24 protein-coding genes are annotated in these 25,752 nt (G+C 35.6%); 16 read left to right on the forward strand and 8 right to left on the reverse strand.

Annotated features, from left to right (window positions below):
- Both QZ657_RS02820 and QZ657_RS02825 read left to right on the forward strand, forming a co-directional pair.
- Positions 1 to 2,430: methylmalonyl-CoA mutase family protein (locus QZ657_RS02820; protein WP_291964850.1), on the forward strand; the 2,430-nt coding region annotated here is incomplete at its 5' end.
- A gap of 109 nt (positions 2,431 to 2,539) precedes the next feature.
- Entirely contained in the window at positions 2,540 to 3,121 is a 582-nt protein-coding gene (locus QZ657_RS02825; protein ID WP_291963574.1) for a tRNA-(ms[2]io[6]A)-hydroxylase, read from the forward strand.
- 17 nt (positions 3,122 to 3,138) lie between these two features.
- Here the strand turns inward: QZ657_RS02825 and mnmE are convergent, their stop codons facing one another.
- Positions 3,139 to 4,536, reverse strand: coding sequence for a tRNA uridine-5-carboxymethylaminomethyl(34) synthesis GTPase MnmE (gene mnmE, locus QZ657_RS02830; RefSeq protein ID WP_291964852.1), 1,398 nt, complete (start codon positions 4,534 to 4,536; stop codon positions 3,139 to 3,141).
- Positions 4,537 to 4,646: 110 nt separating this feature from the next.
- Between mnmE and QZ657_RS02835 the strand changes: the two genes are divergently transcribed.
- Positions 4,647 to 5,075: a hypothetical protein gene (locus tag QZ657_RS02835; RefSeq protein ID WP_291964853.1), complete on the forward strand. Its 429-nt coding sequence runs from the start codon at positions 4,647 to 4,649 to the stop codon at positions 5,073 to 5,075.
- 73 nt (positions 5,076 to 5,148) lie between these two features.
- Positions 5,149 to 5,517 (forward strand): DUF4870 domain-containing protein, encoded by a 369-nt coding sequence (locus QZ657_RS02840; RefSeq protein WP_276473053.1) that lies wholly within the window; start codon positions 5,149 to 5,151, stop codon positions 5,515 to 5,517.
- Between the two features lie 68 nt (positions 5,518 to 5,585).
- Here QZ657_RS02840 and dnaN read toward each other — a convergent pair whose 3' ends face one another.
- Together dnaN and QZ657_RS02850 are read right to left on the reverse strand one after the other, a co-directional pair.
- On the reverse strand, positions 5,586 to 6,704 hold the full coding sequence (gene dnaN, locus QZ657_RS02845; protein WP_276473052.1) for a DNA polymerase III subunit beta: 1,119 nt from the start codon (positions 6,702 to 6,704) through the stop codon (positions 5,586 to 5,588).
- A 278-nt stretch (positions 6,705 to 6,982) separates the two neighbouring features.
- Positions 6,983 to 7,813: an S-adenosyl-l-methionine hydroxide adenosyltransferase family protein gene (locus tag QZ657_RS02850; protein WP_276473051.1), complete on the reverse strand. Its 831-nt coding sequence runs from the start codon at positions 7,811 to 7,813 to the stop codon at positions 6,983 to 6,985.
- Between the two features lie 129 nt (positions 7,814 to 7,942).
- On the opposite strand from QZ657_RS02850, the gene QZ657_RS02855 reads away from it, so the two are divergent.
- Together QZ657_RS02855 and QZ657_RS02860 are read left to right on the forward strand one after the other, a co-directional pair.
- Positions 7,943 to 8,896 (forward strand): PhoH family protein, encoded by a 954-nt coding sequence (locus QZ657_RS02855; protein WP_291964856.1) that lies wholly within the window; start codon positions 7,943 to 7,945, stop codon positions 8,894 to 8,896.
- An 8-nt stretch (positions 8,897 to 8,904) separates the two neighbouring features.
- Complete coding sequence (locus QZ657_RS02860) at positions 8,905 to 9,861, forward strand: phosphoribosylaminoimidazolesuccinocarboxamide synthase (RefSeq protein WP_291964858.1); 957 nt, start codon at positions 8,905 to 8,907, stop codon at positions 9,859 to 9,861.
- Positions 9,862 to 9,863: 2 nt separating this feature from the next.
- On the opposite strand, the gene QZ657_RS02865 is transcribed toward QZ657_RS02860, so the two are convergent.
- The 3 genes from QZ657_RS02865 to QZ657_RS02875 all read right to left on the reverse strand — a co-directional run bounded on the left by QZ657_RS02865 (position 9,864) and on the right by QZ657_RS02875 (position 13,953).
- Entirely contained in the window at positions 9,864 to 10,520 is a 657-nt protein-coding gene (locus tag QZ657_RS02865) for a PolC-type DNA polymerase III (protein ID WP_291964860.1), read from the reverse strand.
- Complete coding sequence (locus QZ657_RS02870) at positions 10,520 to 12,439, reverse strand: DUF294 nucleotidyltransferase-like domain-containing protein (RefSeq protein ID WP_291964862.1); 1,920 nt, start codon at positions 12,437 to 12,439, stop codon at positions 10,520 to 10,522. The genes QZ657_RS02865 and QZ657_RS02870 overlap by 1 nt, the downstream gene beginning before the upstream one ends.
- 89 nt (positions 12,440 to 12,528) lie before the next feature.
- Positions 12,529 to 13,953 carry an L-serine ammonia-lyase gene (locus QZ657_RS02875; RefSeq protein ID WP_291964974.1) on the reverse strand — a complete coding sequence of 475 codons (1,425 nt, stop codon included), beginning with the start codon at positions 13,951 to 13,953 and terminating at the stop codon, positions 12,529 to 12,531.
- A gap of 186 nt (positions 13,954 to 14,139) precedes the next feature.
- Between QZ657_RS02875 and dnaK the strand changes: the two genes are divergently transcribed.
- Positions 14,140 to 16,038 (forward strand): molecular chaperone DnaK, encoded by a 1,899-nt coding sequence (gene dnaK, locus QZ657_RS02880; RefSeq protein WP_276473046.1) that lies wholly within the window; start codon positions 14,140 to 14,142, stop codon positions 16,036 to 16,038.
- A gap of 102 nt (positions 16,039 to 16,140) precedes the next feature.
- Positions 16,141 to 17,067, forward strand: coding sequence for a hypothetical protein (locus tag QZ657_RS02885; protein WP_291964865.1), 927 nt, complete (start codon positions 16,141 to 16,143; stop codon positions 17,065 to 17,067).
- A gap of 6 nt (positions 17,068 to 17,073) precedes the next feature.
- On the opposite strand, the gene QZ657_RS02890 is transcribed toward QZ657_RS02885, so the two are convergent.
- Both QZ657_RS02890 and QZ657_RS02895 read right to left on the reverse strand, forming a co-directional pair.
- On the reverse strand, positions 17,074 to 17,631 hold the full coding sequence (locus QZ657_RS02890) for a GNAT family N-acetyltransferase (protein WP_291964867.1): 558 nt from the start codon (positions 17,629 to 17,631) through the stop codon (positions 17,074 to 17,076).
- The gene (locus QZ657_RS02895) at positions 17,628 to 18,272 is read right to left on the reverse strand and encodes an alpha/beta hydrolase (protein ID WP_291962460.1); all 645 of its coding nucleotides are present in this window, start codon (positions 18,270 to 18,272) and stop codon (positions 17,628 to 17,630) included. The genes QZ657_RS02890 and QZ657_RS02895 overlap by 4 nt, the downstream gene beginning before the upstream one ends.
- Before the next feature lie 64 nt (positions 18,273 to 18,336).
- Here QZ657_RS02895 and QZ657_RS02900 point away from each other — a divergent pair, with 64 nt between their 5' ends.
- From QZ657_RS02900 to QZ657_RS02935, 8 genes are all read left to right on the forward strand, one after another.
- Positions 18,337 to 18,759, forward strand: a complete 423-nt coding sequence (locus QZ657_RS02900; protein ID WP_276473042.1) for a PaaI family thioesterase — start codon at positions 18,337 to 18,339, stop codon at positions 18,757 to 18,759.
- Position 18,760: 1 nt separating this feature from the next.
- A complete protein-coding gene (locus tag QZ657_RS02905; protein WP_291962465.1) occupies positions 18,761 to 19,873 on the forward strand; it encodes a chorismate-binding protein in 1,113 nt (370 codons plus the stop codon).
- A 49-nt stretch (positions 19,874 to 19,922) separates the two neighbouring features.
- Positions 19,923 to 21,674: a 2-succinyl-5-enolpyruvyl-6-hydroxy-3-cyclohexene-1-carboxylic-acid synthase gene (gene menD, locus QZ657_RS02910; RefSeq protein WP_291964869.1), complete on the forward strand. Its 1,752-nt coding sequence runs from the start codon at positions 19,923 to 19,925 to the stop codon at positions 21,672 to 21,674.
- Positions 21,675 to 21,708: 34 nt separating this feature from the next.
- Positions 21,709 to 22,053 carry a DUF2853 family protein gene (locus QZ657_RS02915; protein ID WP_133673696.1) on the forward strand — a complete coding sequence of 115 codons (345 nt, stop codon included), beginning with the start codon at positions 21,709 to 21,711 and terminating at the stop codon, positions 22,051 to 22,053.
- 93 nt (positions 22,054 to 22,146) lie between these two features.
- The gene (locus QZ657_RS02920) at positions 22,147 to 22,983 is read left to right on the forward strand and encodes a S1 RNA-binding domain-containing protein (protein ID WP_291964871.1); all 837 of its coding nucleotides are present in this window, start codon (positions 22,147 to 22,149) and stop codon (positions 22,981 to 22,983) included.
- A gap of 172 nt (positions 22,984 to 23,155) precedes the next feature.
- Positions 23,156 to 23,764 (forward strand): SPOR domain-containing protein, encoded by a 609-nt coding sequence (locus QZ657_RS02925; protein WP_276473038.1) that lies wholly within the window; start codon positions 23,156 to 23,158, stop codon positions 23,762 to 23,764.
- On the forward strand, positions 23,764 to 24,672 hold the full coding sequence (menA, locus tag QZ657_RS02930; protein WP_291964873.1) for a 1,4-dihydroxy-2-naphthoate octaprenyltransferase: 909 nt from the start codon (positions 23,764 to 23,766) through the stop codon (positions 24,670 to 24,672). Before QZ657_RS02925 ends, menA begins: the two co-directional genes overlap by 1 nt.
- Before the next feature lie 32 nt (positions 24,673 to 24,704).
- Positions 24,705 to 25,469, forward strand: a complete 765-nt coding sequence (locus QZ657_RS02935; protein ID WP_291964875.1) for a LytR/AlgR family response regulator transcription factor — start codon at positions 24,705 to 24,707, stop codon at positions 25,467 to 25,469.
- Positions 25,470 to 25,752 lie beyond the last annotated feature (283 nt).

Consider the following 25,752-nt stretch of genomic DNA (forward strand, 5'->3'; position numbering starts at 1 on the left):
TCTTTATATGTTATGACTCCGGAATATGGAGCTGCCACGCAATTGGAAAAAATTGACATGCTTGATTTTGCTGATTTGATAGCACTTAACAAGTTTGACAAACGCGGAGCCTTAGATGCTTTACGAGATGTAAAAAAACAGTACCAGCGAAACCATCAGTTATGGGATACAGCCTTAGAAGAACTTCCGGCTTACGGCACCATTGCTTCTCAATTTAATGACCCGGGCATGAACCAATTGTATAGGGCCGTTATAGATACTTTGGTGAACAAAACGGGAGCGGAAGATCTTAGGTCTAGTTTTCAAAGTTCAAGAGAAATGTCCGAGAAAATCTATATCATCCCGCCAAAGCGTACCAGGTATCTTTCTGAAATAACCGATACTATCCGAGATTATAATGAAAGGACCGAAGATCAAAAAGCTATTGCCCAAAAGTTATTTAGCCTTAAAGAATCAGCTGAAATACTAAAAGACAAAGATGATGTATTAATAGCTATTGAAGCTGCGAAGGAAGAACTACGATTAGACCTTGACCCACACAATCAAAAAATTATTGATGAATGGCATGAGAAGAAGGCTAATTATGAAGGAGAATTTTTCACCTATATAGTAAGAGGTAAAGAGGTGAAGGTAGCAACTACGACAAAATCTTTATCCCAGACACAAATACCAAAAGTAATCTTACCAAAATATGAAGGTTGGGGAGATATCCTAAAATGGTCTTTACAGGAAAATGTACCTGGTGAGTTTCCTTTTACATCAGGCGTTTTTCCTTTTAAAAGACAAGGGGAGGATCCAACCCGAATGTTTGCAGGGGAAGGCGGACCTGAAAGAACGAATAAGCGTTTTCATTACGTTTCTAAAGGTTTGCCTGCAGCTAGGCTGTCTACGGCATTTGATTCCGTAACCTTATATGGCGAAGACCCTGGAAATCGTCCTGATATTTATGGTAAAATTGGTAATTCTGGTGTAAGTATTTGCTGTTTGGACGATGCTAAAAAATTGTATTCAGGTTTTGATCTATGTGCGCCCACAACTTCTGTTTCCATGACCATTAACGGACCTGCAGCTACTATAGCGGCATTTTTCATGAACGCAGCTATTGATCAGCAATGTGAAAAATATATTAAGGCCAATGGATTAGAAAATGAAGTAAATAGAAAAATTGACGCTATTTATAATAAATTAGGAGCTAAGCGTCCTACCTATTCTGGAGAACTGCCAGAGGGTAATGATGGTCTTGGTCTATTGCTTTTGGGTGTGACCGGTGATCAAGTATTAAAAGCTGATATCTATGAAGAATTAAAGTCGGCAGCATTGTCTAAGGTTAGAGGTACGGTACAAGCGGATATTTTAAAAGAAGACCAAGCACAAAATACCTGTATTTTTTCAACTGAATTTTCATTACGTTTAATGGGTGATGTACAACAGTATTTTATTGATCAAAAAGTGCGTAATTTTTATTCGGTCTCCATTTCTGGATATCATATTGCAGAAGCTGGTGCAAACCCTATTAGTCAGTTGGCTTTTACGCTTGCAAATGGCTTTACTTTTGTAGAATACTATATTTCTAGAGGTATGCACATTGATGATTTTGCGCCAAATCTATCTTTTTTCTTTAGTAACGGACTTGATCCTGAATATGCTGTAATCGGTAGAGTGGCACGTAGAATTTGGGCAAAAGCCATTAAGTTGAAATATGGGGGTAATGAACGATCACAAAAATTGAAATACCATATTCAAACATCTGGTCGCTCTTTACATGCCCAGGAGATAGATTTTAATGATATTAGAACTACGTTACAAGCACTTTACGCTATTTATGATAATTGTAATTCTTTGCATACCAATGCTTATGACGAGGCAATTACCACACCTACGGAGCATTCTGTACGAAGAGCGATGGCAATACAATTAATAATTAATAAAGAGCTTGGGTTGGCTAAAAATGAGAATCCTATGCAGGGTTCTTTTATAACGGAAGAACTGACCGATTTGGTGGAAGAAGCCGTTATGGTTGAGTTTGATAGAATTACCGACCGTGGTGGAGTTCTTGGGGCAATGGAAAGTATGTACCAACGTAGTAAAATTCAAGAAGAGAGTCTTTATTACGAAACTAAAAAGCATACGGGTGAATTGCCTATTATTGGGGTAAATACATTTTTGTCTTCAAAAGGTTCACCTACCGTAATACCTGATGAAGTTATTCGCGCAACAGAAAATGAGAAGAAGGTTCAGATCAGTAATCTTGAAGAATTACAGGAAAGAAACGCTGTAATTGCAGATGCGTCATTAAAAAAATTACAAGATGTTGCTCTAAAGAATGAAAATACTTTTGAGCAATTAATGGAAACAGCTAAATACTGTTCTTTAGGGCAAATTACACATGCTATGTTTGAAGTAGGAGGACAGTATCGTAGAAATATGTAGCTATTTTAAGGTTTATAAGTTGCTACTGATATGATGTTTTCAAAAATTAAAATCACATTGTTTGTTGTAGTCTCTTAACTGACACCTACTTTTACATAAAATGAATATCATGCTGCATTTAAAACTTGCTACTGATCCGCGCTGGGTCAATATTGTTGAGAAAAATCTTGAAGAGATTTTAACTGATCATGCATGGTGTGAACAGAAAGCGGCAACCAATGCCATTACTATAATTACGCTTAATTCTGAATATCCTGATTTGGTGACTGATCTGCTTCTTCTAGCTCAAGAAGAATTAGTGCATTTTCAAATGGTTCATAATATAATCAAAGAAAGGGGCTATACATTGGGTAGAGAGCGTAAGGACAGTTACGTGAACGAGTTGTATAAGTTTATGAATAAAGGAGGAAGCCGATTGCAGTCTATGGTAGATAGGCTGTTATTTTCTGCTATGATAGAGGCAAGAAGTTGCGAACGCTTTAAATTACTTTCAGAACAAATTAAAGACCCTGAATTAGCTGAATTTTATCGAGATTTAATGATTAGCGAAGCGGGTCATTATACCACATTTATTGGTTTTGCCCGTAAATATGGTCAAGATGTTGATGTAGATAAACGTTGGCAAGAGTTAGTTGAATTTGAAGCAAAAGTAATTCAGAATTACGGTAAGGATGAAACCATACATGGTTGATCTATAGTATTGATATTTTATTTGCCGATACAAAAATTAGCAAATATATTTCCCAACAATTCGTCATTGGTTACTTGCCCGGTAATTTCCCCTAAATGGTAAAGTGCTTCACGAACATCAATTGCCATTAAGTCGCTAGAAAGTTCTGCATTCATTCCAAATTGCACTTTTTCTATCTCTTCTAATGCTTTTAACAAAGAGTCGTAGTGGCGTGTGTTGGTAACTATGGTTTCGTTATTTCGTAATGCACCGGTATTTACAAATTCTAGAAGGCTATTTTGTAAATCTTTTACACCTTCACCTGTTTTTGCAGAAAGGTATTTTACATCATTTAAATAGGTGCCTATTTTATTTTTATCGTCTTCGGAAAGGGTATCGGCTTTATTAACTAGTAGAACTAAAGGTTTTAAAGGATTCTTGTTCTTTATTTTTTCAAAATCTATAACCGTGTTTTTTAACTTTTGGTCATCCGCCAAAAGCTTTGATCCATCAACAAGTAATAGAATAACTTGTGCCTGTTCTATTTTTTCAAAGGTTTTTTTAATACCCATACCTTCAACAATATCTTCGGTTTCTCGAATTCCGGCGGTATCAATAAATCTAAATCCTATACCTCCTATGGAAATTTCGTCTTCTATAGTATCTCTGGTAGTTCCTGCTATATCTGATACCAAAGCACGTTCTTCATTTAAAAAGGCATTTAAAAGAGTAGATTTACCTACGTTTGGTTCACCAACGATGGCAACTGGTATTCCATTTTTAATAACATTTCCTACGGCAAAGGAATCTATTAAGCTTTGTAGAACTTTTTGAATACGGGTCAGTAGATCCTTAAATGCGGAGCGATCGGCAAACTCTACATCTTCTTCGGAAAAATCGAGTTCCAATTCAATCAAAGAAGCAAAATTCAACAATTCTGTACGTAGCTGCTTTATCTCGTTACTGAATCCGCCGCGCATTTGTTGAACTGCAATTTGATGACTGGCCTCATTATCACTCGAAATTAAATCGGCAACAGCTTCCGCCTGGCTTAAATCCATCTTACCGTTTAAAAAGGCCCTTAATGTAAATTCGCCAGCATCTGCCGTTCTACAACCGTTTCTAAGAAACAATTGAATAATTTGTTGTTGAATATAAGGAGAGCCATGACAGGATATTTCTATGACGTTCTCCCCAGTATAAGAATGCGGATTTTTAAAAATTGAAACAAGTGCTTGGTCCAAAACATTTTCACCATCCTTAATATAGCCTAAATGTATGGTATGGCTTTTTTGATTTTTTAAAATCTTACCGGAAACTGATTCAAATTGTTTAGAGGCGATGGTAATTGCATCTGCACCTGAAAGCCTAATAACCGCAATAGCTCCTGCGCCTGCCGGTGTTGCTAATGCTATAATAGTGTCTGTTTGAATCATGCTGCAAAAATAATCAATTATTACTGTTGTAGTTTTCTTAATTTATTGCGATTTTATTTTCGGTATATAATTATGTATTAATTTCGCATGCAATAAAATGTATATTAAATATGAAAAAAGTAATTCTATTGTTGGCGTTCATGTTTGTTGGTGCTATAGCCGTTGCCCAAGATAATGCCCCTGAAACATCTGAGGAAGTTTCGGTAAATTATGATAACGATTTGGAGCAGGTGAAGAAAGATGTTGAGGATGCTAAAGCCGAAGCTAAAAAAGCAAAAAAGGAAGCTGCTGAACAAAAGAAAAAAGATGCCGCAAAAAAGAAAGAAGAGAAGCTAAAAAAACAAATTAAGGCAAAAGAGAAATCTATTTCTAGTTCAGAGAAACAAATTGAGAAGTTAAAAGGACAGCTAGAAAAAGGGAGGGTAAAAGGCACATTGTCTCCGGTTGATATTCAGAAAAAAGAAGATAAGATCGCTAAGAGTCAAATGAAGATTATGAAAGAGCAAGAAAAACTTAAAAAGTTGAACAGAAAACTATAATTTTCCTAAAATTTGTAACAAATTGAGCGTTTGTGCGTCATATTTATAGTATTCATCATTAAATCAATCAAAAATGGAACTAGTAAATAAAAACGCAGTAGTTGTTCGTGAAGACCGTAATTTGTTGGTCATTACACATTTGTCTCAGTATTTAGATTTTATAACAGGTTTTGGCGGACTTATAGTTCCGCTAGTTATTTGGCTAACTACCAAAGATTCAGTTATAGGTATGGATGAGCATGGCAAATCTGTTATCAATTTTCAGTTATCTTTAATATTGTACTTGGTAATTGGTATTCCAGGTATATTGTTATTTGGGCTTGGAATATTGTTATTGATCTTTGCAGGTATTTTGTCAATTGTTATGCCGGCCGTCAATGCTATAAAAGCTAGTAATGGAGAGTCACCAAGTTATTTTGGCACTATAAGATTCATATCTTAATTAGATTTTAAAATAAAAAAAGGGTCAGTTTTTTAGCTGACCCTTTTTTAGTATATAAGTATTTGGTATTAACCGTTAAGCATTACGGGCATTACCAGCATGGTTACAAATTCACCCTCGTCTAAGCCATCTGTTGGGGTCAAAATACCTGCACGGTTTGGTAAACTCATTTCTAAAGAGACCTCATCTGAACCTAAATTGTTCAGCATTTCAGTTAAGAATCTAGAGTTAAAACCAATTTGCATGTCATCACCTTGGTAAGAACACGTTAACCTTTCTTCCGCCTTGTTAGAGTAATCTAGATCTTCTGCAGAAATATTCAATTCTGCCCCGGCTATTTTTAAACGTATCTGGTGTGTCGTCTTATTTGAGAAAATAGAAACCCTTTTAACTGAACTTAAAAACTGATTTCTAGCGATCGTAAGTTTGTTAGGGTTCTCTTTTGGTATAACCGCTTCGTAATTTGGGTATTTACCATCAATAAGTCTACAGATCAGTTCGGTTTCGTCAAAGCTAAACTTCGCATTACTTTCATTATACTCAATAAGAACATCAGACTCGCTACCTGCCAATATACCTTTTAACAAAGTCAAAGGTTTTTTAGGCATGATAAATTCCGCTACCTGAGAAGCCCTAACATCTGTACGTTGATATTTAACCAGTTTATGTGCGTCTGTAGCAACAAACGTTAAGTTCTCTGGAGAAAATTGAAAGAAAACTCCGCTCATTACAGGTCTTAAATCGTCATTTCCTGCAGCAAAAATTGTTTTGTTGATCGCCGTTGCCAAGATATCGCCAAGCAAGGTCGTAGAACTTGGACTCGTCAATTCTACAGCTTTAGGAAATTCGGCTCCATCGGCATATGCAAGGGCATATTTACCATGGTTAGAGCTAATTTCTACTGTATTGTTATCCTCTACTACAAAAGTAAGAGGTTGTTCTGGAAAAGTTTTTAAAGTTTCTAAAAGCAATCTTGCCGGTACAGCTATAGTACCTTCGTTGTCAGAATCTACTTTTATAACTGAACTCATAGTGGTTTCCAAATCGGAAGCTGAGACGGTCAGTTTGTCCTTCTGCAAATCGAACAGAAAATTATCCAATATGGGTAATGTATTACTGTTGTTGATTACACCTCCTAATATTTGAAGTTGTTTTAGCAAATAGGTACTTGAAACTATAAATTTCATTCTTTAATTTTTATTGATATTTCTCCTGAAATTCTCAAGGGAAATAGGTTTAAACTCCTTTTTAGTTGGCAGTTTTCGTTACCAACAAAGATATTTTAATTGCCCTTTTTAAGGAAACAAACTTATTAACAGTTTGTTATTGCTCAAGGTAGTGTATATTTCTAGTTATTAATAAGTTAACATGATAATAATTGTGTTTGTCTATTAGTTATTAACTTTTGCCGATCTTAATTAATTTAAAAATAAGCCTAAATTCTCAGGTGATCATATTTGCTTTATTATTCAAAATCTATCATTATAGTATCCCTATAATCTAAACCTAATAATGTAGAAGCACCACCTACTGTGGTAAGATTACTTTTGTAAATGGCCAATTCAATATAATTGGATGAATTAAATATTGCCAAAAGGTCACCTGCACTTTTGCGCTGGTTCTTTTCTAGACTGTAATCTATAAATTCATTATAAGCTCTATGAATCTTTGTTATTTTATGATTTCGTGCCAAAACGGTATAGTCCCTGCCTTTTCTGTAGGCATCGAACAAATTTTTACGAATATTGGTAATTACATTTCCATAGTTATCAATATAGATAACGCTACCAATAATTTTTTTGCCGTCTTCTACAATTCTAGGAGCAAATTCTCTTAAATCGTTAAGTTCGGTAAAAGGTTTGCCTACTAATTCCAATGTGCCTCCACGAGCTATATGGCAGGCAACTTGTATAAAAACATTTAAGACGGGAAATGAGTTGGCAATAGAATCAGGTAAATTTATTTCAAATACTTTTTCAGGAGTCATTTCAGAAGTGATGAGCCCAATGACACCAGTGTTTGCACCAATAAAATAGTGTCCGTTGATTAGAGCGACAATGTGCTTGTTTTCTGGTGTTTCTTCAGAATCTACACCTACAATATGAATAGTTCCTTTAGGAAAACTGTTGTAAGAGTTAGAAAGAATATATGCACACTCTTGAATGTTAAAAGGCATGATATCATGCGATATATCAACAATTTTGGCATCGGGCAATTCTGTGTATATGGAGCCTTTTAAAACAGCTACAAAGTGATCTTTTAATCCGAAATCTGTTGTGAGGGTGATAATTGCCATACAGCAATGTTGATATGTTTTTGGTTAGTCGAATTTAAAATTTGCTTAAATTTGATATACAAAATTAAACAAAAAACAGCGATTAGAAACTAATCTTCGCTAACTATAAATCATTATAAAACCGACTGTTTGAACGAGATAATTCTAGAACTTACCGAAATTAGCCCAAGAGAGTTTTTTGGGCAGCAAAATGAGCATATTGATTTATTAAAAAAATACTTTCCTAAATTGAAAATTGTTGCCCGTGGCAACAAGATCAAAGCCTTTGGGGATGAAGAACTTTTGGAAGAGTTTGAAAGGCGGTTCGATTTGCTGACGCAACATTTCATTAAATACAACAAATTAGACGAAAACAGCATAGAAAGAGTGTTGACAAGTTCTGAAGATGATGAGCTTAAATCATCTAAGAATAGCGGAGAAACATTGGTTCATGGTGTAAGCGGCAGGTTAATAAAAGCACAGACTGCAAACCAACGTCGTTTGGTAGATGCCTCTAAAAAGAACGATATGGTTTTTGCCATTGGTCCGGCCGGTACCGGTAAGACCTACACAGGTGTTGCGCTTGCCGTTAAGGCCTTAAAAGAAAAACAGGTTAAAAAAATTATATTGACCAGGCCTGCCGTTGAAGCTGGTGAAAATCTAGGTTTTTTACCGGGTGACCTTAAAGAGAAGCTTGACCCTTATATGCAACCATTGTATGATGCCCTAAGGGATATGATTCCTGCGGAGAAGTTGGTACATTATATTGAAAATGGTACCATACAGATAGCACCAATGGCATTTATGCGCGGTAGAACTTTAGATAATGCCTTTGTAATTTTAGATGAGGCACAGAATACTACCCATGCACAGATGAAAATGTTCTTGACAAGAATGGGTAGAAACGCCAGATTTTTAATTACCGGTGATCCCGGGCAAATAGATTTACCTAGAAGAACAATTTCCGGTTTAAAAGAAGCTTTGCTAATTTTACAAAATGTACCAGGTATAGAGATTATTTATCTAGACGATAAAGATGTAATTCGTCATAAACTGGTTAAAAAGGTTATTGAAGCATACAAAACAATAGAACACCACAATTAAGAATTAACATGTCAAAGAAAACTATTTACGAAACCGAATTTAATTTTCCGGGTCAAAAGAACGTCTATAAGGGCAAAGTAAGATCTGTGTATACTTTAGAGAACGATATGTTGGTCATGGTGGCAACCGATCGGTTGTCTGCGTTTGATGTGGTAATGCCTAAGGGAATACCTTATAAAGGACAGATTCTAAATCAGATCGCGACCCAAATGATGGCTTCTACCGACGATATCGTGCCTAATTGGTTATCGGCAACACCTGATCCCAATGTTGCCGTTGGTGTTGCTTGCGAGCCATTTAAAATTGAAATGGTAATACGTGGCTATTTATCTGGTCATGCCGCTAGAGAATATAAACTTGGAAAAAGATCGTTATGTGGTGTTGCTATGCCCGATGGACTGAAAGAGAACGATAAATTTCCAAAACCAATTATTACTCCTGCCACCAAAGCGGAAATGGGTGATCATGATGAGGATATTTCGAAAGAGGATATTCTTGGTAAAGGCATAATTTCTGCAGAGGATTATGCGCTGCTAGAAAAGTATACTTATGCGCTTTTTCAAAGAGGAACGGAAATCGCTGCCGAAAGGGGCTTGATACTGGTGGATACCAAATATGAATTCGGAAAGACAAAAGATGGTGAAATTGTTTTGATAGATGAGATACATACCCCGGATTCTTCTAGATATTTTTATTCAGAAGGATATCAGCAAAGACAAGATGCCAATGAACCTCAAAAACAACTTTCTAAGGAGTTTGTAAGGCAATGGCTTATTTCAAATGGTTTTCAAGGTCTAGAAGGACAAACCGTTCCTGAAATGTCCGATGAATATATTGAATCCGTATCTGAACGTTACATTGAGCTTTACGAACACATTACCGGCGAAACTTTTGTAAAAGCCGATACTACACATATACACGACCGGATCAATAGAAATGTTTTAAATTATTTGGAAAGCCTTTAAGTTTATCTAAGCAAATATTTGAGGGAAAAGTTTTTCTTTTCTTTTAACCGAGAGGTAATTTTTAAAAAGGCGACGGCTGTTATGTAGGCGTCGCCTAGTGCTGTGTGCCTATCTTTTCTGGAAATAGAGAATTTTTCGGCAAGTTCGTCCAAGGTGTAATTTGGTTTTGGTTGTACCAAGTAAGATTTTATGAGCGTTTTTTTATAAATGACTCCGGTATCAAGTACCGTATTCTTTAATTTAGGTAAACCATGTCTCTCTAGAGCGCTATTTAGCATGCCTATATCAAAACCTGCATGGTGTGCTACAATAATGGCGTTGCCAACGTAGGCCAAAAACTTTTCAAGAGCCAAAATTTCATTGATACATTCTCGTTGTCCATTTTTTAATAGACCGTGAATGTGCACCGTTTCTTTACTGAATTTTTCTTGTTCTAAATAGCTGTCGAAAACTTCTTGAACCGAGATGGTCCCATCTTTGATTTTTACGGCGCCAATTGAGAGTATACGATCGTCTTTAAAACTAAATCCCGTAGTTTCTGTATCCAAGACAACAAAAATTAATTCCTTGAAATTTTTACTTTGTGTTTCCTTAAAAAGATTCTCATAGTTTTTCCAAAAAGCGGGTAGGTTTTTAGGTGTTCTTTTAAATAATCCCATTAGCCTAAAATATTTGTGATCTTAAAACGAAGAGTAATTAATTCCTGTATCTCTTTAATAGCTTTAAAGGTGCGCTTTAATTTCATTTTTTCTTGCTTGCTCAATTGATCCAATTGAATGAACCTGCCCGAATCATGATTGGCCAAGCCCTGTCTTGTTCTAAATTTCAATAAAGCTTTTGTGGCATAAGAGCAGGCCATGTACAATTCTTTGTTGTTAGGTTCAAGTTCCGCTAATTTTTCATAGCGTTCCCAAGTGTTGCTAATTGCCTTAACCGAATGTGATAATATTAAAACACGCGCAGCATCTACCAAGGGTCTTAAAGCTCTACTTTTTAGGTCAAAGGAATCTTTATGTTGCCCATCCTGTTCCACAACAAATTGCCTAAAAAAACCTGTGGGAGACGGACTTTGAAGTGCTCCATTTGCCAAATGCACTAAAAATATAGGATAGTTCTTAACGGTTCTGAAAATATGGTCGGACATGTTGTCTAAAAGGCTTCTTTCTCCGTATGCCAAACTGTAATCAAAAAAAATAGACGACATCAATACTTCGTTTGGTCCGGGGTTGCCGATCCAGTAGGATAGCTTATTTTTCCATTCTTCTAGACTTAAACACCATTTAGGGTTAGAGGCCATCATATCTGCAGGGCAATACTCATAACCAATAGTGTTCAATCCTTTGGTAATATGTTTGGAAAGTTCAAGAAAATAGGTGGTTGTTTTTGGTAGGTCTTCTTCCGGTACATTTTCAAACACCAAGGCATTGTCTTGATCGGTATGTAAAAGTTGCTCGCTTCTGCCTTGGCTTCCCAGTGCAAGCCATGCAAATTTAACGGGTGGGGGCGAGTCCATTTTGGCAAGAGAAATTTCTACTACCTGTTTTATACACGTGTCGTTTAGTTCGGATATGATTTTGGCAATTAATCCCAACGGAATGTTTTGCTCCAAATAGCCGGTCAAAAGCACCATAACACTTTTGCGTATCTGCTTAATTTTTTTAATTCTAGAGGTGCGTTTTATTGCTTTTACCAGTACTGCGGGATTATCACCTAAAGAAACCATTACATCATGCTTGGACAGGATGCCCAATGCTGAAGAATTTGGCGTACCGTCTTCGGTGATGACCAAGTGGCTAATGTTACTTTTCATCATAGCCATTTGTGCTTGGGTAATGGTCAGGTTTTTTGGGTAAGTGATGACCGGTGTGGTCATTATTGATTTCACAGAAGCCGATATGGGCTGTTCTCCAGATATTACTTTGTTTCTAAAATCTTTATCTGTTATAATACCTACGGGCAACTCATTAGTAGTAATCAATAATGATCCAATATTCTTTTTGGTCATCATATCGGCAGCCTTTTTAATAGTGGTTCTTGTGGAGCACGTCACTAATTTCTTTGAGTAGCTGGCCAACTGTAAATCTGGCAGTGCTATTTCTTCGGTGAGCTCTTCTTGATCTTCATTATCGTAAAGCTGTCCTTTTTGACTTTTTGCGTATGGATTACGGGTGTTACTGGCAAAACTTTCCATTAGAAATATAGTTACCTGATCGTTCTGTTTTGCAATCGGTTTAAATATATCTATGGGAATTGCATATAGAATGCACTCTTCATGCGCTCTAGCTTCTAATTTATAATTTTCATTGGCGAAAAGCGGGCGTAGACCGAAAATATCTCCTTCATCACAGTAATCTACAATATTTGAGGTTGACGGATTGTTTAAGGTAACGGCTCCTTTATGAACCACATAAAAATGGGAATGCTGAGGTTCATCTATAGTGAAAATAATACTGTTCTTTTCTTTATAGATGATAAGTACCTGTTCTGCCAACTGAAAGAGAGATTTGCTGTCAAGAACATTAAACGGAGGGTAGTTCTTAACAAAATCGGCTACCCTTTCAGAAATCAGATTTTTCATAAATTAAAGTTAGCTGAATAATTGCGGATATAAAAGATTCAGGTGCATATGTAAATATTAAATAAACTGGGGCTTGTTATAGAACATGGTTAGCAATCACTCAGAAAAACACCTACCGCTAATCCGCCTTCAGAGGTTTCTTTATATTTTGAGCTCATGTCTTTTGCTGTTTCCCACATGGTCTGTACAACCTTGTCCAATGGTACCTTGGCGGCTGTAGGATCGGAACCTAGGGCAAGTTCGGCCGCGTTAATAGCTTTTATGGCACCCATAGAGTTACGTTCAATACATGGTATTTGCACCAATCCGCCAATTGGGTCGCAGGTAAGCCCTAAATGATGTTCCATGGCAATTTCCGCAGCCATAAGTACTTGCTCTGGTGAACCGCCCAATAACTCCGTAAGTGCACCTGCGGCCATAGCGGAAGAAACTCCAATTTCAGCTTGGCAGCCACCCATTGCTGCTGAAATGGTGGCTCCTTTTTTAAAGATGCTCCCAATTTCACCGGCTACCAGTAAAAATTGTTTTACATGCTCAAAATTACCGGCATGGTTTTCAATGACCAAATAGTACATTAGTACTGCAGGTATTACACCGGCGCTTCCATTAGTTGGTGCCGTAACTACACGCCCCAAAGATGCGTTTACTTCATTTACACTTAGTGCAAAACAACTTACCCATTGTAAGATTTGCCTAAATTTAACTTCTGTCTGTCTAATACTTTGTAACCATTCTTCGGGGGTAGAATAGGGCAGGTTACTCTTTAACTTATTGTGCATTTCAAAAGCCCTGCGTTTTACGTGCAAGCCGCCAGGTAAAGTTCCTTCCGTATGGCATCCCGTATGCATACATTCTAGCATGGTAGACCAAATACGGTTTAGTTCATGATCAATTTTCACATCATCCCGTAGAGACCTTTCATTCTCCAGGACAAGTTCTGAAATTTTAAGGTTTTTATTTCTGCAAAAATCTAGAAGTTCTGTTCCCTTTTGAACAGGAAACGGAAACTTTTCAAACATATCAACCTTTCGCTTGGCATTTTTGCGTTCTTCACTAATGACAAATCCGCCTCCAATGGAATAATAAGTCTTTGATATTTTTCTGCCCGATTTCAATTTGGCTTGAAACTTTAATCCGTTCGCATGAAAAGGAAGAAATTTTTTGTTGAATATAATATGTTTGCTAGGGTCAAAAGAAATACTGTATTTACCATCTAAAAGTAGCACATGTTCCTTTTTTATTTTATCTATCAAGGGATCGATAGTGTCAATAGGAATTATTTCAGGGTCCGTACCCAATAAACCTAGCATTACGGCATAGTCAGTGGCATGGCCTTTACCTGTCAAAGATAATGAGCCATATAGGTGAACTTCTACTTCTTCTACTTTTTCAAGATTGTCTTTAGAATTTAATCTGGCCAACCACCTTTCGGCAGCGCGCCATGGACCTAATGTATGTGAACTAGAAGGACCTACGCCTATTTTTAGCATATCAAAAACACTAATGCTTTCTATCTCCAAATCGTATAAATTTTGTAGGCTAAGGTACAATGTTTTGGTAATGTTTTACTATTCTGTATTGGCATAATTATACCGTGTAAATTCACTTTAGTGACATCATGTCAGTTTTTGTGGCTTGGCATATTGTTTGTCATTTACATATCGATTGTAAAATAAAGCACTTAATTTAAAACATATAAAATGAGTAAGATTATAGGAATAGATTTGGGTACTACCAACTCCTGTGTTTCCGTAATGGAAGGTAATGAGCCAGTAGTAATTCCAAATGCAGAAGGAAAAAGAACTACACCATCTGTCATCGCTTTTGTTGATGGAGGTGAAATTAAAGTAGGGGACCCGGCCAAAAGGCAAGCGGTAACCAACCCACATAAAACCATTTATTCTATTAAAAGGTTTATGGGCAATAAATATTCAGAATCAAGTAAAGAGGCTGAAAGAGTACCGTATAAAGTAGTTAAAGGTGATAACGATACACCAAGAGTTGATATAGACGGTCGTTTATATTCTCCACAAGAATTATCGGCTATGATTCTTCAGAAAATGAAGAAAACGGCTGAAGATTATTTAGGTCAAGAAGTTTCTCGTGCAGTAATTACCGTACCTGCATATTTTAATGATGCGCAAAGACAAGCTACTAAAGAAGCTGGTGAAATTGCTGGTTTAACTGTAGAACGTATTATTAACGAGCCAACGTCTGCTTCTTTAGCATACGGTATGGACAAAAAAGATACAGATCAGAAGATAGTTGTTTTTGACTTTGGTGGTGGTACACATGATGTATCTATCCTAGAGTTAGGTGACGGTGTATTTGAAGTATTGGCTACTGATGGTGATACTCACTTAGGTGGTGATGATGTTGATCAAAAAATTATAGATTGGTTAGCTGAGGAGTTCAAATCTGAAGAAGATATGGACCTTAGAAAAGATGCAATGGCGTTACAACGTTTACGTGAAGCTGCTGAAAAAGCTAAGATTGAATTGTCATCTTCTGCACAAACAGAAATTAACTTGCCATATGTTACCGCTACGGCTTCAGGACCTAAGCACTTGGTAAGAACTTTGACAAGATCTAAGTTTGAGCAACTGATCGCTGATTTGGTAAAAAGAACTATTGAGCCATGTGAGACTGCCATGAAATCTGCAGGACTTTCTAAGAGCGATATTGATGAGATTATCCTAGTTGGTGGTTCAACTAGAATACCTGCGGTACAAGAAGCTGTTGAGAAATTCTTTGGTAAGAAACCTTCTAAAGGTGTAAACCCAGATGAGGTTGTTGCAATTGGTGCGGCAATACAAGGTGGTGTTTTAACCGGTGATGTTAAAGATGTATTGTTATTAGATGTTACACCTCTTTCATTAGGTATTGAAACTATGGGTAGTGTAATGACTAAATTAATAGAGGCTAACACAACGATACCAACGAAAAAGTCTCAGGTATTCTCTACTGCTGCTGATAACCAACCATCGGTTGAAATTCATGTATTGCAAGGAGAAAGACCAATGGCAAACGATAACAAGACAATTGGTAGATTCCACTTAGATGGTATTCCACCGGCAAAAAGAGGTACTCCACAAATTGAAGTAACTTTCGATATCGATGCTAACGGTATAATTAAAGTATCTGCAACTGATAAGGCTACGAACAAAACTCAGGATATTCGTATTGAAGCTTCTTCTGGTTTAACTGAAGAAGAAATCAAGAAGATGAAAGCTGAGGCTGAAGCAAATGCAGAATCTGATAAAAAAGCGAAAGAAACTGCTGATAAGTTGAACGAAGCAGACGGAATGATTTTCCAAACTGAATCTCAACTTACTGAATTTGGCGATAAATTATCTGACGATAAGAAAAAACCAATTGAAGATGCTTTAGCAGAATTGAAAGCGGCATATGAAACTAAAGACTTGGCTGTTATTACACCAGCTTTGGATAAAATCAATGAAGCTTGGAAAGTTGCATCTGAAGAAATGTACAAAGCACAAGCAGATGCTCAAGGTGCTCCACAAGGAGAGCCAACTGCTGACGGTGGTGCTTCTGAAGGTGATAATGTTGAAGATGTAGACTTTGAAGAGGTTAAGTAATAGAATTATTATTTGATATAAAAAAGGGACGGTATTTACCGTCCCTTTTCAATTTTACGGGATATTCTTTTATCCCTATCATTAATGAAGTAATTTTGTAGTATGGTCAAGAAACGATATTTTCTGTTTTTATTTGTTTTTATTGCGGCTTTTTCTATCGTAAGAGGACAAGAAATTCAAATCTTTACATTAGAAGATTTTGATTTAAAAGGTGATGTAAAATTCTGTTTGGTAAGTACCGATTATGGTAAAGAGGAATACGACTTTAATAAGAACGGTCTATTGACTAAATCCGTAACCAGATATAATGAGGCAGATTATGATGTTGTTTATTATAAGTACAGCAAAGGGGAGCTTTTAGAGAAAAGAGCTGAATCTTACAGGAACAATACTTTTGATCCAAGTACATCTATAGCCCATTTTTATGAAATAGATTCTACAGATAATTTAACCATACAGGAGCGTATATTTTCTTATGACAAGCAATTTTTAGATCAATATATATATGTTTATGATGAGTTTGGAGATTTGGCAAGTATTGAGAGAACAAATAATGATGGTACAGATAAAACGTTGGTAGAGCACAAGAAGTTTAAAGGAGAAAATACCGTAACTTATTTGTTAAATGACAACCCAGTAAAATCTATTAGAACTTCAACTTTAAAGCCTGCAAATAAACCGGAACAAAGGGTCGTTTTAACTAAAGAGTATTTAAATGGTGAAGAAAGCGAAGCTTTTGAGGAAGTGTTCAGTATGGATGGGAGATTAATGGCGCAACAAGAATTTGAATATAATTCTGAACTGAAAAAATTTGAGCCAACGACGCGTACCAGCTATGAATACGATGAAAAAGGAATGTTGATAGCCGAAACCGCCAAAAGAGGTGCCGGTATCATAAAAAAGGAGTACATCTATCAATATGATAATTCAGAGCCAGGCAATTGGATCAAACAAATTGTGACGCCCGATAATACCTATACTACTAGAAAAATTACGTACTATCTTGCCGAGAAAAAAATTATAGAGTAGTCATGCTTATTTGTTTCCGTTTTGCCATTCTTCGCGCAGAAGCCCATAACAGCATGTATTTCTTTTAAAACCATCTAATAGGTACACATCTTTTCTCAGTATGCCTTCTAAGGTGCACCCTAGTTTTTCTACTGCTTTTCTTGATGCTATATTTCTTTCGTCTACACGAAACTCTACTTTTTCAAAATCCATTGTTTGGAAAGCATAGTCCAGCATTAGTTTTTTCATTTGTGTATTTAATCCTGTACCGTGAAATTCACGGCCGACCCATGTAAATCCAATATGTAGCACTTTGTTAATTTTATTGATATGCATGAAACGGGTAGAACCTGCATAGACTTTGTGTTTTTTGTCATAAATAATAAAGGGTATACTTGTGCCTGCCGCTAATTGCTGTAATGCCGTTTCAACATATTTTTTTAAAACGCCGGGAGTTTCAATATTGGAAGGGGAGTATTGAACCAAATTTTCCTGTGAAGCTATAGGTATAAGCTTTTCATAATTATCTATGTTCAACGGACTCAGTATAACCCGCTCATTTTCTAAGGTTGGTGCAGTGTTCATTTTGCAAATTGATTTATAACTTCTTTTTTCACTTCGTGTCCACCGTTAAAAGTAGTATATATGATAGTATCTCCAAAAAGTGTTTTAAGTTTTGTGTTTTCTTCTTTTAACCTATTTGGTGTTAAAAATTCATCGTTGCTTCCTGTAACCGAAAATATTTCTGTTTTGTCTCTTAAATGTGTAAAGTCAGATCCTTCTAATTCCTTGGGAATTCCTCCAGCGTAAAGTATCAATTTTGAGCATTCTATTTTGGAATACGCCAAATAACGAAGTGCTATTGAAATTCCTTGTGAAAATCCAAAGAAAACAATTTTACGATCAGATGGCAGTTTTTCATTTTCTATAACCGCATCTAAATAATGATATAGATTCTTGGTTTCAAGTGCCGTATTTTCTTTTGTCAACCAACTTGCGCCTACATGTTTATATTCATTTTTTAAATAGTATTTAGAAGGTGCTTGAGGAGCAATGATATAATTTTCACTTTTGGGAAGCTCATTAAAGTACTTTAGAAAAAATCGACTTAAGAAACCTATGCCATGAAAAACAATCCAAATTTGCTTGGTGTTGCTATTCAATTCGTTTAACGTTTCATACGTATTCGTAGTTCTGTAGCTTACATTTTTTATTTGGTTTTTCATAAAACGATCATTACTGTTATCCTTTTCTTTTGGTAATGTAATGCTTAATTTTACAAAAAAAAGAATGAACGACTACAAAGAGAAAATTCTTAAAATTTGTAACGAATCTTCTAAAAATACCTTGATGGAGACTCTGGAGATCGAATACATTGATGTAGGAGAAGATTTTTTGTTGGCTAAAATGCCCGTAACCCCTAAAGTACATCAACCGGACGGGGTTTTGCACGGTGGGGCTACAGCGGCATTGGCAGAAAGTATTGGTAGCGCTGCATCTTATGTTTTTCTAGACGGTAATAAATTCTTTGTTAGGGGTTTGGAAATTACTGCCAATCACGTTAAAAGCGTAAAAGATGGTTTTGTCTTTGCTAAAGCTACCATTATGCACAAGGGTAGAACTACGCAATTGTGGGAAATAAGGGTTACCAATGAAGATGATCAATTGGTCTCTCTTTGTAAATTAACCACTATCGCATTACCCAGAAACTAGTATGGTGCAACCACTTTTTTATCGTGCCAAAGATTGCTTTAAAGAGCAGTTGCCTTTTGTATTGTACAGTAAGCCCAATGAAAATGAATTGGTGGGTATTTTTCAAGATGACGATGCCCTTCATAAGGTTGTGGATTTTACCGAAACCGGATTCGTTTTTGCTCCGTTCGACTTAAATTCGGATGCTATACTAATGAAAATGGACGCTGTAGAAAAAGTTGGTTTAGATTCTTTTGATGAGGTTATACAGAGCGGTCATGGAACACCACAGAATGATGCTGCGGAGAAGGGCAGATATCTTAAATTGATATCAAAAGCTATTGAAAGTATCGGTAGAGAAGATTTCGATAAGGTTGTACTTTCAAGAAAAATAGAGGTCATTTGTAAGGACGATTATTTTAAAATTTATCAACGCATTCTTTCAGCATATAAAAATGCTTTTTGTTATTTCTGGTATCATCCAAAAATTGGAGCTTGGATGGGAGCTACACCAGAAATTCTAGTAAAGGGTATTGGCTCTCAATTTACGACAATGTCATTGGCAGGTACACAAGTTGCGGTAGGTGATAAGGAACCAACTTGGACCAATAAGGAATTACAGGAACAGCAATTGGTTACCGATTATATTTTTGAAACTTTAAAGGACAAGGTTGTATCTATAAATAGTTCTGAAAGAGAGTCTATTAAAGCTGGTCAGCTTTGGCATCTAAGAACAGAAATGAATGGCACCTTTGCACCCAACAAATTTGGTAATGTACTAAAGGCGTTACACCCAACACCCGCGGTTTGCGGAAGTCCGTTAGAAAACGCTAAAAAGTTTATTTTAGAAAACGAATTGTACGAACGTAGTTTTTATACCGGATTTTTAGGAGAGCTGAATACGAAAACAGAATTGCCACGGAATAAAAATCGTCGTAACCAAGAGAATAGTGCCTATAGAAGCGTTATGAAAACTTCTGAACTTTTTGTGAATCTCCGCTGCATGCAATTGTGTGATCAAAAGGTTAAAATATATGTAGGTGGTGGTATTACAAAGGACTCTGTACCTGAAAAGGAGTGGGAAGAAACTGCTTTAAAAAGTAGTACCATGTTGCGTGTTCTACTTAGTAAATAGATACCCAACTTTTGGGAGATGATCTGCTTTGGTCGTATTTTTGAACTACATGAAATACTCCGCTATACCTACCGCACAATCTATTGTTCAACATTGCCGGGCAAAGCATATTACTAATGTAGTAATATCACCAGGATCCAGGAATGCACCTTTGACCATAGCATTTGCGGAGAATCCTTATTTTGCCTGTTATAGCATTGTTGACGAACGTTGTGCCGCTTTTTTTGCCTTGGGCATGGCGCAACAACTGCAGAAGCCTGTTGTAGTTTTATGTACTTCTGGGAGTGCTCTTTTAAACTATTATCCCGCGGTAGCAGAGGCGTATTTTAGTAATATTCCGCTATTGGTTATTTCTGCGGATAGACCGGTTTATAAATTAGGAATAGGGGATGGGCAAACAATAAATCAACAAAATGTATTTGAAAATCATATTAGATATTCTGCCAATCTAAAACAAGATGTAAGTCATGCCACAAATAAGGTGTTGCAATATAGACCAGAGTGGATTTCTGATAAGGAAGTAAGCGATGTTCAGCAAGAAGTTCAAAATTACAATGATGCGGAATTAAACCTTGCTTTAGAAATTGCGCTGACTACCAATACTCCAGTACACATAAATGCCCCTTTTGAAGAACCTTTGTACAATACGCTTTCAGAACCTTCAATAGCTCCTCAAATAAGTGCTATACCGGTAAAGGTGGAAGATGTGATCAGTTTAGAAGACCATAAACGCATTTGGAATACTTCTACCCGTAAAATGGTTTTAGTTGGGGTAAATACTCCAAATATTATTACAGATATATTGCTAGAGAAATTAGCTAATGATCCAAGTGTTCTGGTGTTGACAGAAACTACATCTAACATTCACCATCCTAATTTTTTCAATAGTATTGATTCTTTAGTTGCACCTATAGAAATGCATACTAACAGGGAATTGTTGTTTAAAAAGCTAAAACCTGAGGTGCTTATTACTTTTGGCGGACTCATAGTTTCAAAGAAAGTAAAGGCTTTTTTAAGAGATTATGTGCCAGAACACCATTGGCATGTTGGCGGGCAATTTGCAAACGATACTTTTTTCTGTTTAGAAGAACATATAAAAGTTTCTGTAAGTGATTTTTTTAGTGAAATGTATACGGATAATACTATCACAAAAAGTGATTATTTTACGCACTGGAATTTGATTAAAAAGAACTATGAACAAAAAAGAGAGGCATATTTAAAAGAAATTCCATTTTCGGATTTCTTGGCTTTTGAACATATTTTAACAGCTATACCAAATGACTATACCCTACAATTGGCGAATAGCTCTACCATTAGATATGCCCAGTTGTTCAACATAAACCCTACCGTAAAAGTCTTTTGTAATAGAGGTACCAGTGGCATAGATGGCAGTACTTCTACCGCTGTAGGGGCATCTGTGGTTAGTAGTGCACCTACACTTTTCATTACAGGTGATCTGAGTTTTTTTTACGATAGTAATGCATTGTGGAATAGTTACTTAAGATCTGACTTTAGGATAATTTTGATTAATAATGGTGGTGGTGGAATTTTTAGAATACTTCCGGGAAAAGAGAATTCACATGTTTTTGAAACCTATTTTGAGACCAGGCACTCATTAAACGCAGCGCATCTTTGTGCCATGTATGGCTTTGATTATATAACGGCGAGAACATCGGTAGAGCTACAGCATCAATTGGGTAGTTTTTTCAAAGTATCTAGTCGTCCGCAATTACTGGAAATTACTACGCCTACATTAATAAACGATAAAATTTTGATTGATTATTTTCGTTTCATATCTTAGTGGTGTATTAACCATTAATTATAACACATTTAACATGAGTAAAAGAGACGATTTAATCGAAAAGTATGCTGCAGATATCAAAGATAAATTTGGTGAGAATGCAGATATGGATTTGCTTAAAAAAGTAACTGTTGGTCTTGGACCATCTATTTACAATATTGATGCTTCTAAAGTATCTGGTAGCGATCAAAAAGAATTGGATACCGTAAAGAACAATTACTTGATCAAAAAGTTGGGTCTACCTGACAATGCTAAATTAGATGAAGCTATTGCAACTGTTATGGACAAGTACGGTTCATCTAACAGAAACAAGCACAGAGCTGTAATTTACTACAAGCTTTGTCAACATTTCAAAAAAGAATCTGTTTACGATAAATAGTCAGATGACAAACAAAGTAAAGACCGTTACCCTTTTGGTAACGGTCTTTTTTTTTAGCTTAAATTTTAAATATTTAAAATGTAATTTTGCAACATGATAGAATTAGGACGTATAAACAACCTTGAAATTTTAAGAGACACTAGTGTGGGGCTTTTTTTGGGAGATGAAGATGGAAATGATGTATTGTTGCCAAATAAATATGTGCCAACAGCATATGAAATAGGTGAGAAAATTAAAGTTTTCTGTTATTTGGATTATGATGAAAGACCAGTTGCAACTACCTTGGAACCGGACATAATGTTAGGGGAATTTAGATTATTACAAGTAGCGGAGGTAAACGAATTTGGCGCATTTATGCAATGGGGCCTTGAAAAACATCTTTTGGTTCCATTTCGTGAACAAAGGGTAAAGATGAAAGAAGGGCAGTGGTATGTTGTCCACTGTTATTTAGATGATCGTTCCGGTAGATTAGTGGCTTCTAACAAGCTCGATAAATTTTTGAATAATGATACCATTGACCTTAAGGAATGGGAAAAGGTAGATTTGGTGGTTACCAGACAAACAGATTTAGGTTGGGAGGTCATTGTAAACGAAAAACACAAAGGTCTGGTTTACTTTAATGAAGTATTTAAACCAATTAATATTGGTGATGTAATACCTGGTTGTATTAAGACCATTAGGAAAGATAATAAATTAGATATTTCATTACAGCCATTAGGTGCAAAAGTACTGGAGCCTGCAGCTAAAAAAATATATGAAGTTCTGGTAGATAGCGGTGGGTTTTTAGGTTTGCATGACAAATCTGCACCCGAAGAAATTAGAGACGTTTTTCAGATGAGCAAAAAGACCTTTAAAAAAGGTCTGGGTACATTATATAGAGAACGTAAAATCAAAATAGAATCTGATGGTATTACTCTTTTGGACGATTAAACTAAAATTGTAAGAATATTCAATTCTTATTGATTTTCAACAGAATATTTCAAATAATCGTCTAGTTTTTTGTAATACCTTACATTTAATTTTATTTTTGTTGTAAATAAAAAGTTATTAACAATTTTTGGCTTACATTTAAGTTTTAAGCTTAAAAATTACCCCTGTAATTATGCCTTTTATAGAAGAAAGTGATTTATTGGAATTACATAAAGATGTCGATAAGGCCCAGATTATTAATGAGCGCTTATTGGATCAAATAAAGTTCAAGAATAAAGAATTAAAGAAGAGTAAGATTCAGCGAAATATATTGGCTGGTATAACTGCCTTTTTTATTATTGGCGGTTTGGCTTTTACCTCTTACACGGCAGGTATCTCAAGTTCAGGAGGGTTTAGTAGAAACTCATCGAACGATTTAGTTTTAACTTCTATCGATAGTGTAGATGCCATTAGAACCCGACTTGAAAATTTAAAAGAACAAAACGAAGAATTAAGTCTTGTAAAAGAGTTTTACCTGGCTAAGGAATTTTTGCAAAAAGAAAAGATATATTCTGTTCAGGTTAAGTCTTTTGTAGATAATAACGTGACCTTGGCTTCAGAAGCTTTGACCAATACGCTCTTTGTAAAAACAAACCCTTTTTATTCTTATTCATTAGGTAATTTTGAGACTTTAGAAGAAGCTCAATCTTTTAGAAAACAATTAGTGGATATTGGTTTTGGAGATGCTTTTGTTGCTTCTTACCAAGATGGTAAAAGAATTCAAATAGAAGATCCGTTTTAGTGACTAAAGTTAGAGCTTGGCTAAACGCAGCAAGACTTAGAACGCTCCCTTTATCCATTTCTGGAATACTTGTAGGCAGTGCTTTGGCCGCTTATCATGGGATTACCAACAGCACTATTTTTATATTGGCGATATTAACTACTATTGGGTTACAAGTTACCTCTAATTTTGCCAACGATTATGGAGATGGCGTAAAAGGTACGGATGGTGATGATAGATTAGGACCCAAACGTGCTTTGCAGAGCGGTCTTCTCACAGCTGCTCAATTAAAGACAGGTATTTATATTAGTATCGTTGTAAATGCAATTCTCATTGTATCGCTAATTATTACGTCTTTTGGTTTAGATAACATGCTATATCCCTTGTTGTTCTTATTATTGGGAGCTTTTGCAATTTGGGCCGCAATAACATACACGGTAGGTAAATCTGCCTATGGTTATAATGGACTTGGCGATATTTTTGTATTCATATTTTTTGGGTTGGTAAGTGTTTTAGGTTCTATGTTCTTATACTTAAAAGCTATTTCCTTTATGACCTTTTTACCGGCAATTTCTATAGGTCTTTTGAGTGTTGGTGTCCTAAACCTTAATAATATGCGGGACTATAGATCTGATGCTGCTGTAGGTAAGAACACCATGGTCGTAAAAATGGGTTTACCAAGTGCAAAAAAATATCACTACACATTGTCAATTATCTCGTTTTTATGTCTGTTTTGTTTTTTGATTACAACAAATGGATCGCAATTGCGTTATGTATGTCTTGTAGGCTACCTTTTCATATTTGTACATTTAAGAAAAGTAGCACGTACTAATAATGAGGCAGAACTAGATCCAGAGCTTAAAAAATTGGCTTTAAGTACCTTTTTTATCGCCCTGTTGTTTTTTATTAGTTATTATTATTTTTTGTAATTTTGAGTATAACCCACAAACCAATTTAAACCTTGGAACAACCCATAAAAATTCTAATTGTTGAGGATAATGTGATCATCGCCGATGATATGCAATCTATGCTAGAGGAAATAGGATATGAAATTGTAGATAATGTAATTGTCTACGAACAAGCTGTAGAGGTTTTAAAGACCCAACAGGTAGATCTTGTTTTAATTGATATCATTCTTGCATCTGATAAAACGGGTATTGATTTAGGGAAACATATTAGGGAGAATTATGATATTCCTTTCATTTTTGTAACTTCTAACTCTGATAGGGCAACAGTTGAAAATGCAAAGACAGTGAAGCCAAATGGTTACCTGGTTAAACCATTTGAGCAGCAAGATCTATATACTTCTATAGAAATAGCATTATCCAATTTTATTTACGGTAAGCAGACTGCGGCAAATAATGGTGCGGCAAATACTGCCAACACTGAAGATGTTGCAATGTCCAATTCTATATTAAAAGACTCAATTTTCGTAAAAAAGCAACATCTGTATTATAGAATACAATTTGGTGATATTCAATTTATAAAAGCAGATAATGTTTATTTGGAGGTAAATACGATCGATAAAAAATTCTTGGTACGTTCTCCTTTAAAAGATTATTTAGAGAAATTACCGCAGAATAAATTTTATAGAGCGCACAAATCATATATCGTAAATGTTGATCATATAGATGCAATTAATTCTAAGGATATTATGATAAATAATACATTGATTCCGATTTCTAAAGATTTTAAGGAATTTATAATTTCAGCTATGAATTCTTAATTAGAAAACTAATATTTTTTAAAAGACACCTTTTTAAGGTGTTTTTTTTTGAATTTTACTTAGATGAAATGTATTTTATCATCGATAAAGTGTATATTTTTATCGATGAAATGCTTATAAAAAGAGATGAAATAGATTTCACAACAACTATTGCGGGTTACACAACAATTAATCTTAACACCAATGTGTTCTTTTTAATTTTGAGATATTAGGAATCGCGGCTATTTTTCTTCAAAACTTAGTTTTAAGTGTAGAATTTGTTTCGGTTTTCTATGAATTTTTA

The sequence above is a fragment of the Maribacter sp. genome, from assembly GCA_020629415.1.
Taxonomy (GTDB): domain Bacteria; phylum Bacteroidota; class Bacteroidia; order Flavobacteriales; family Flavobacteriaceae; genus Maribacter; species Maribacter huludaoensis.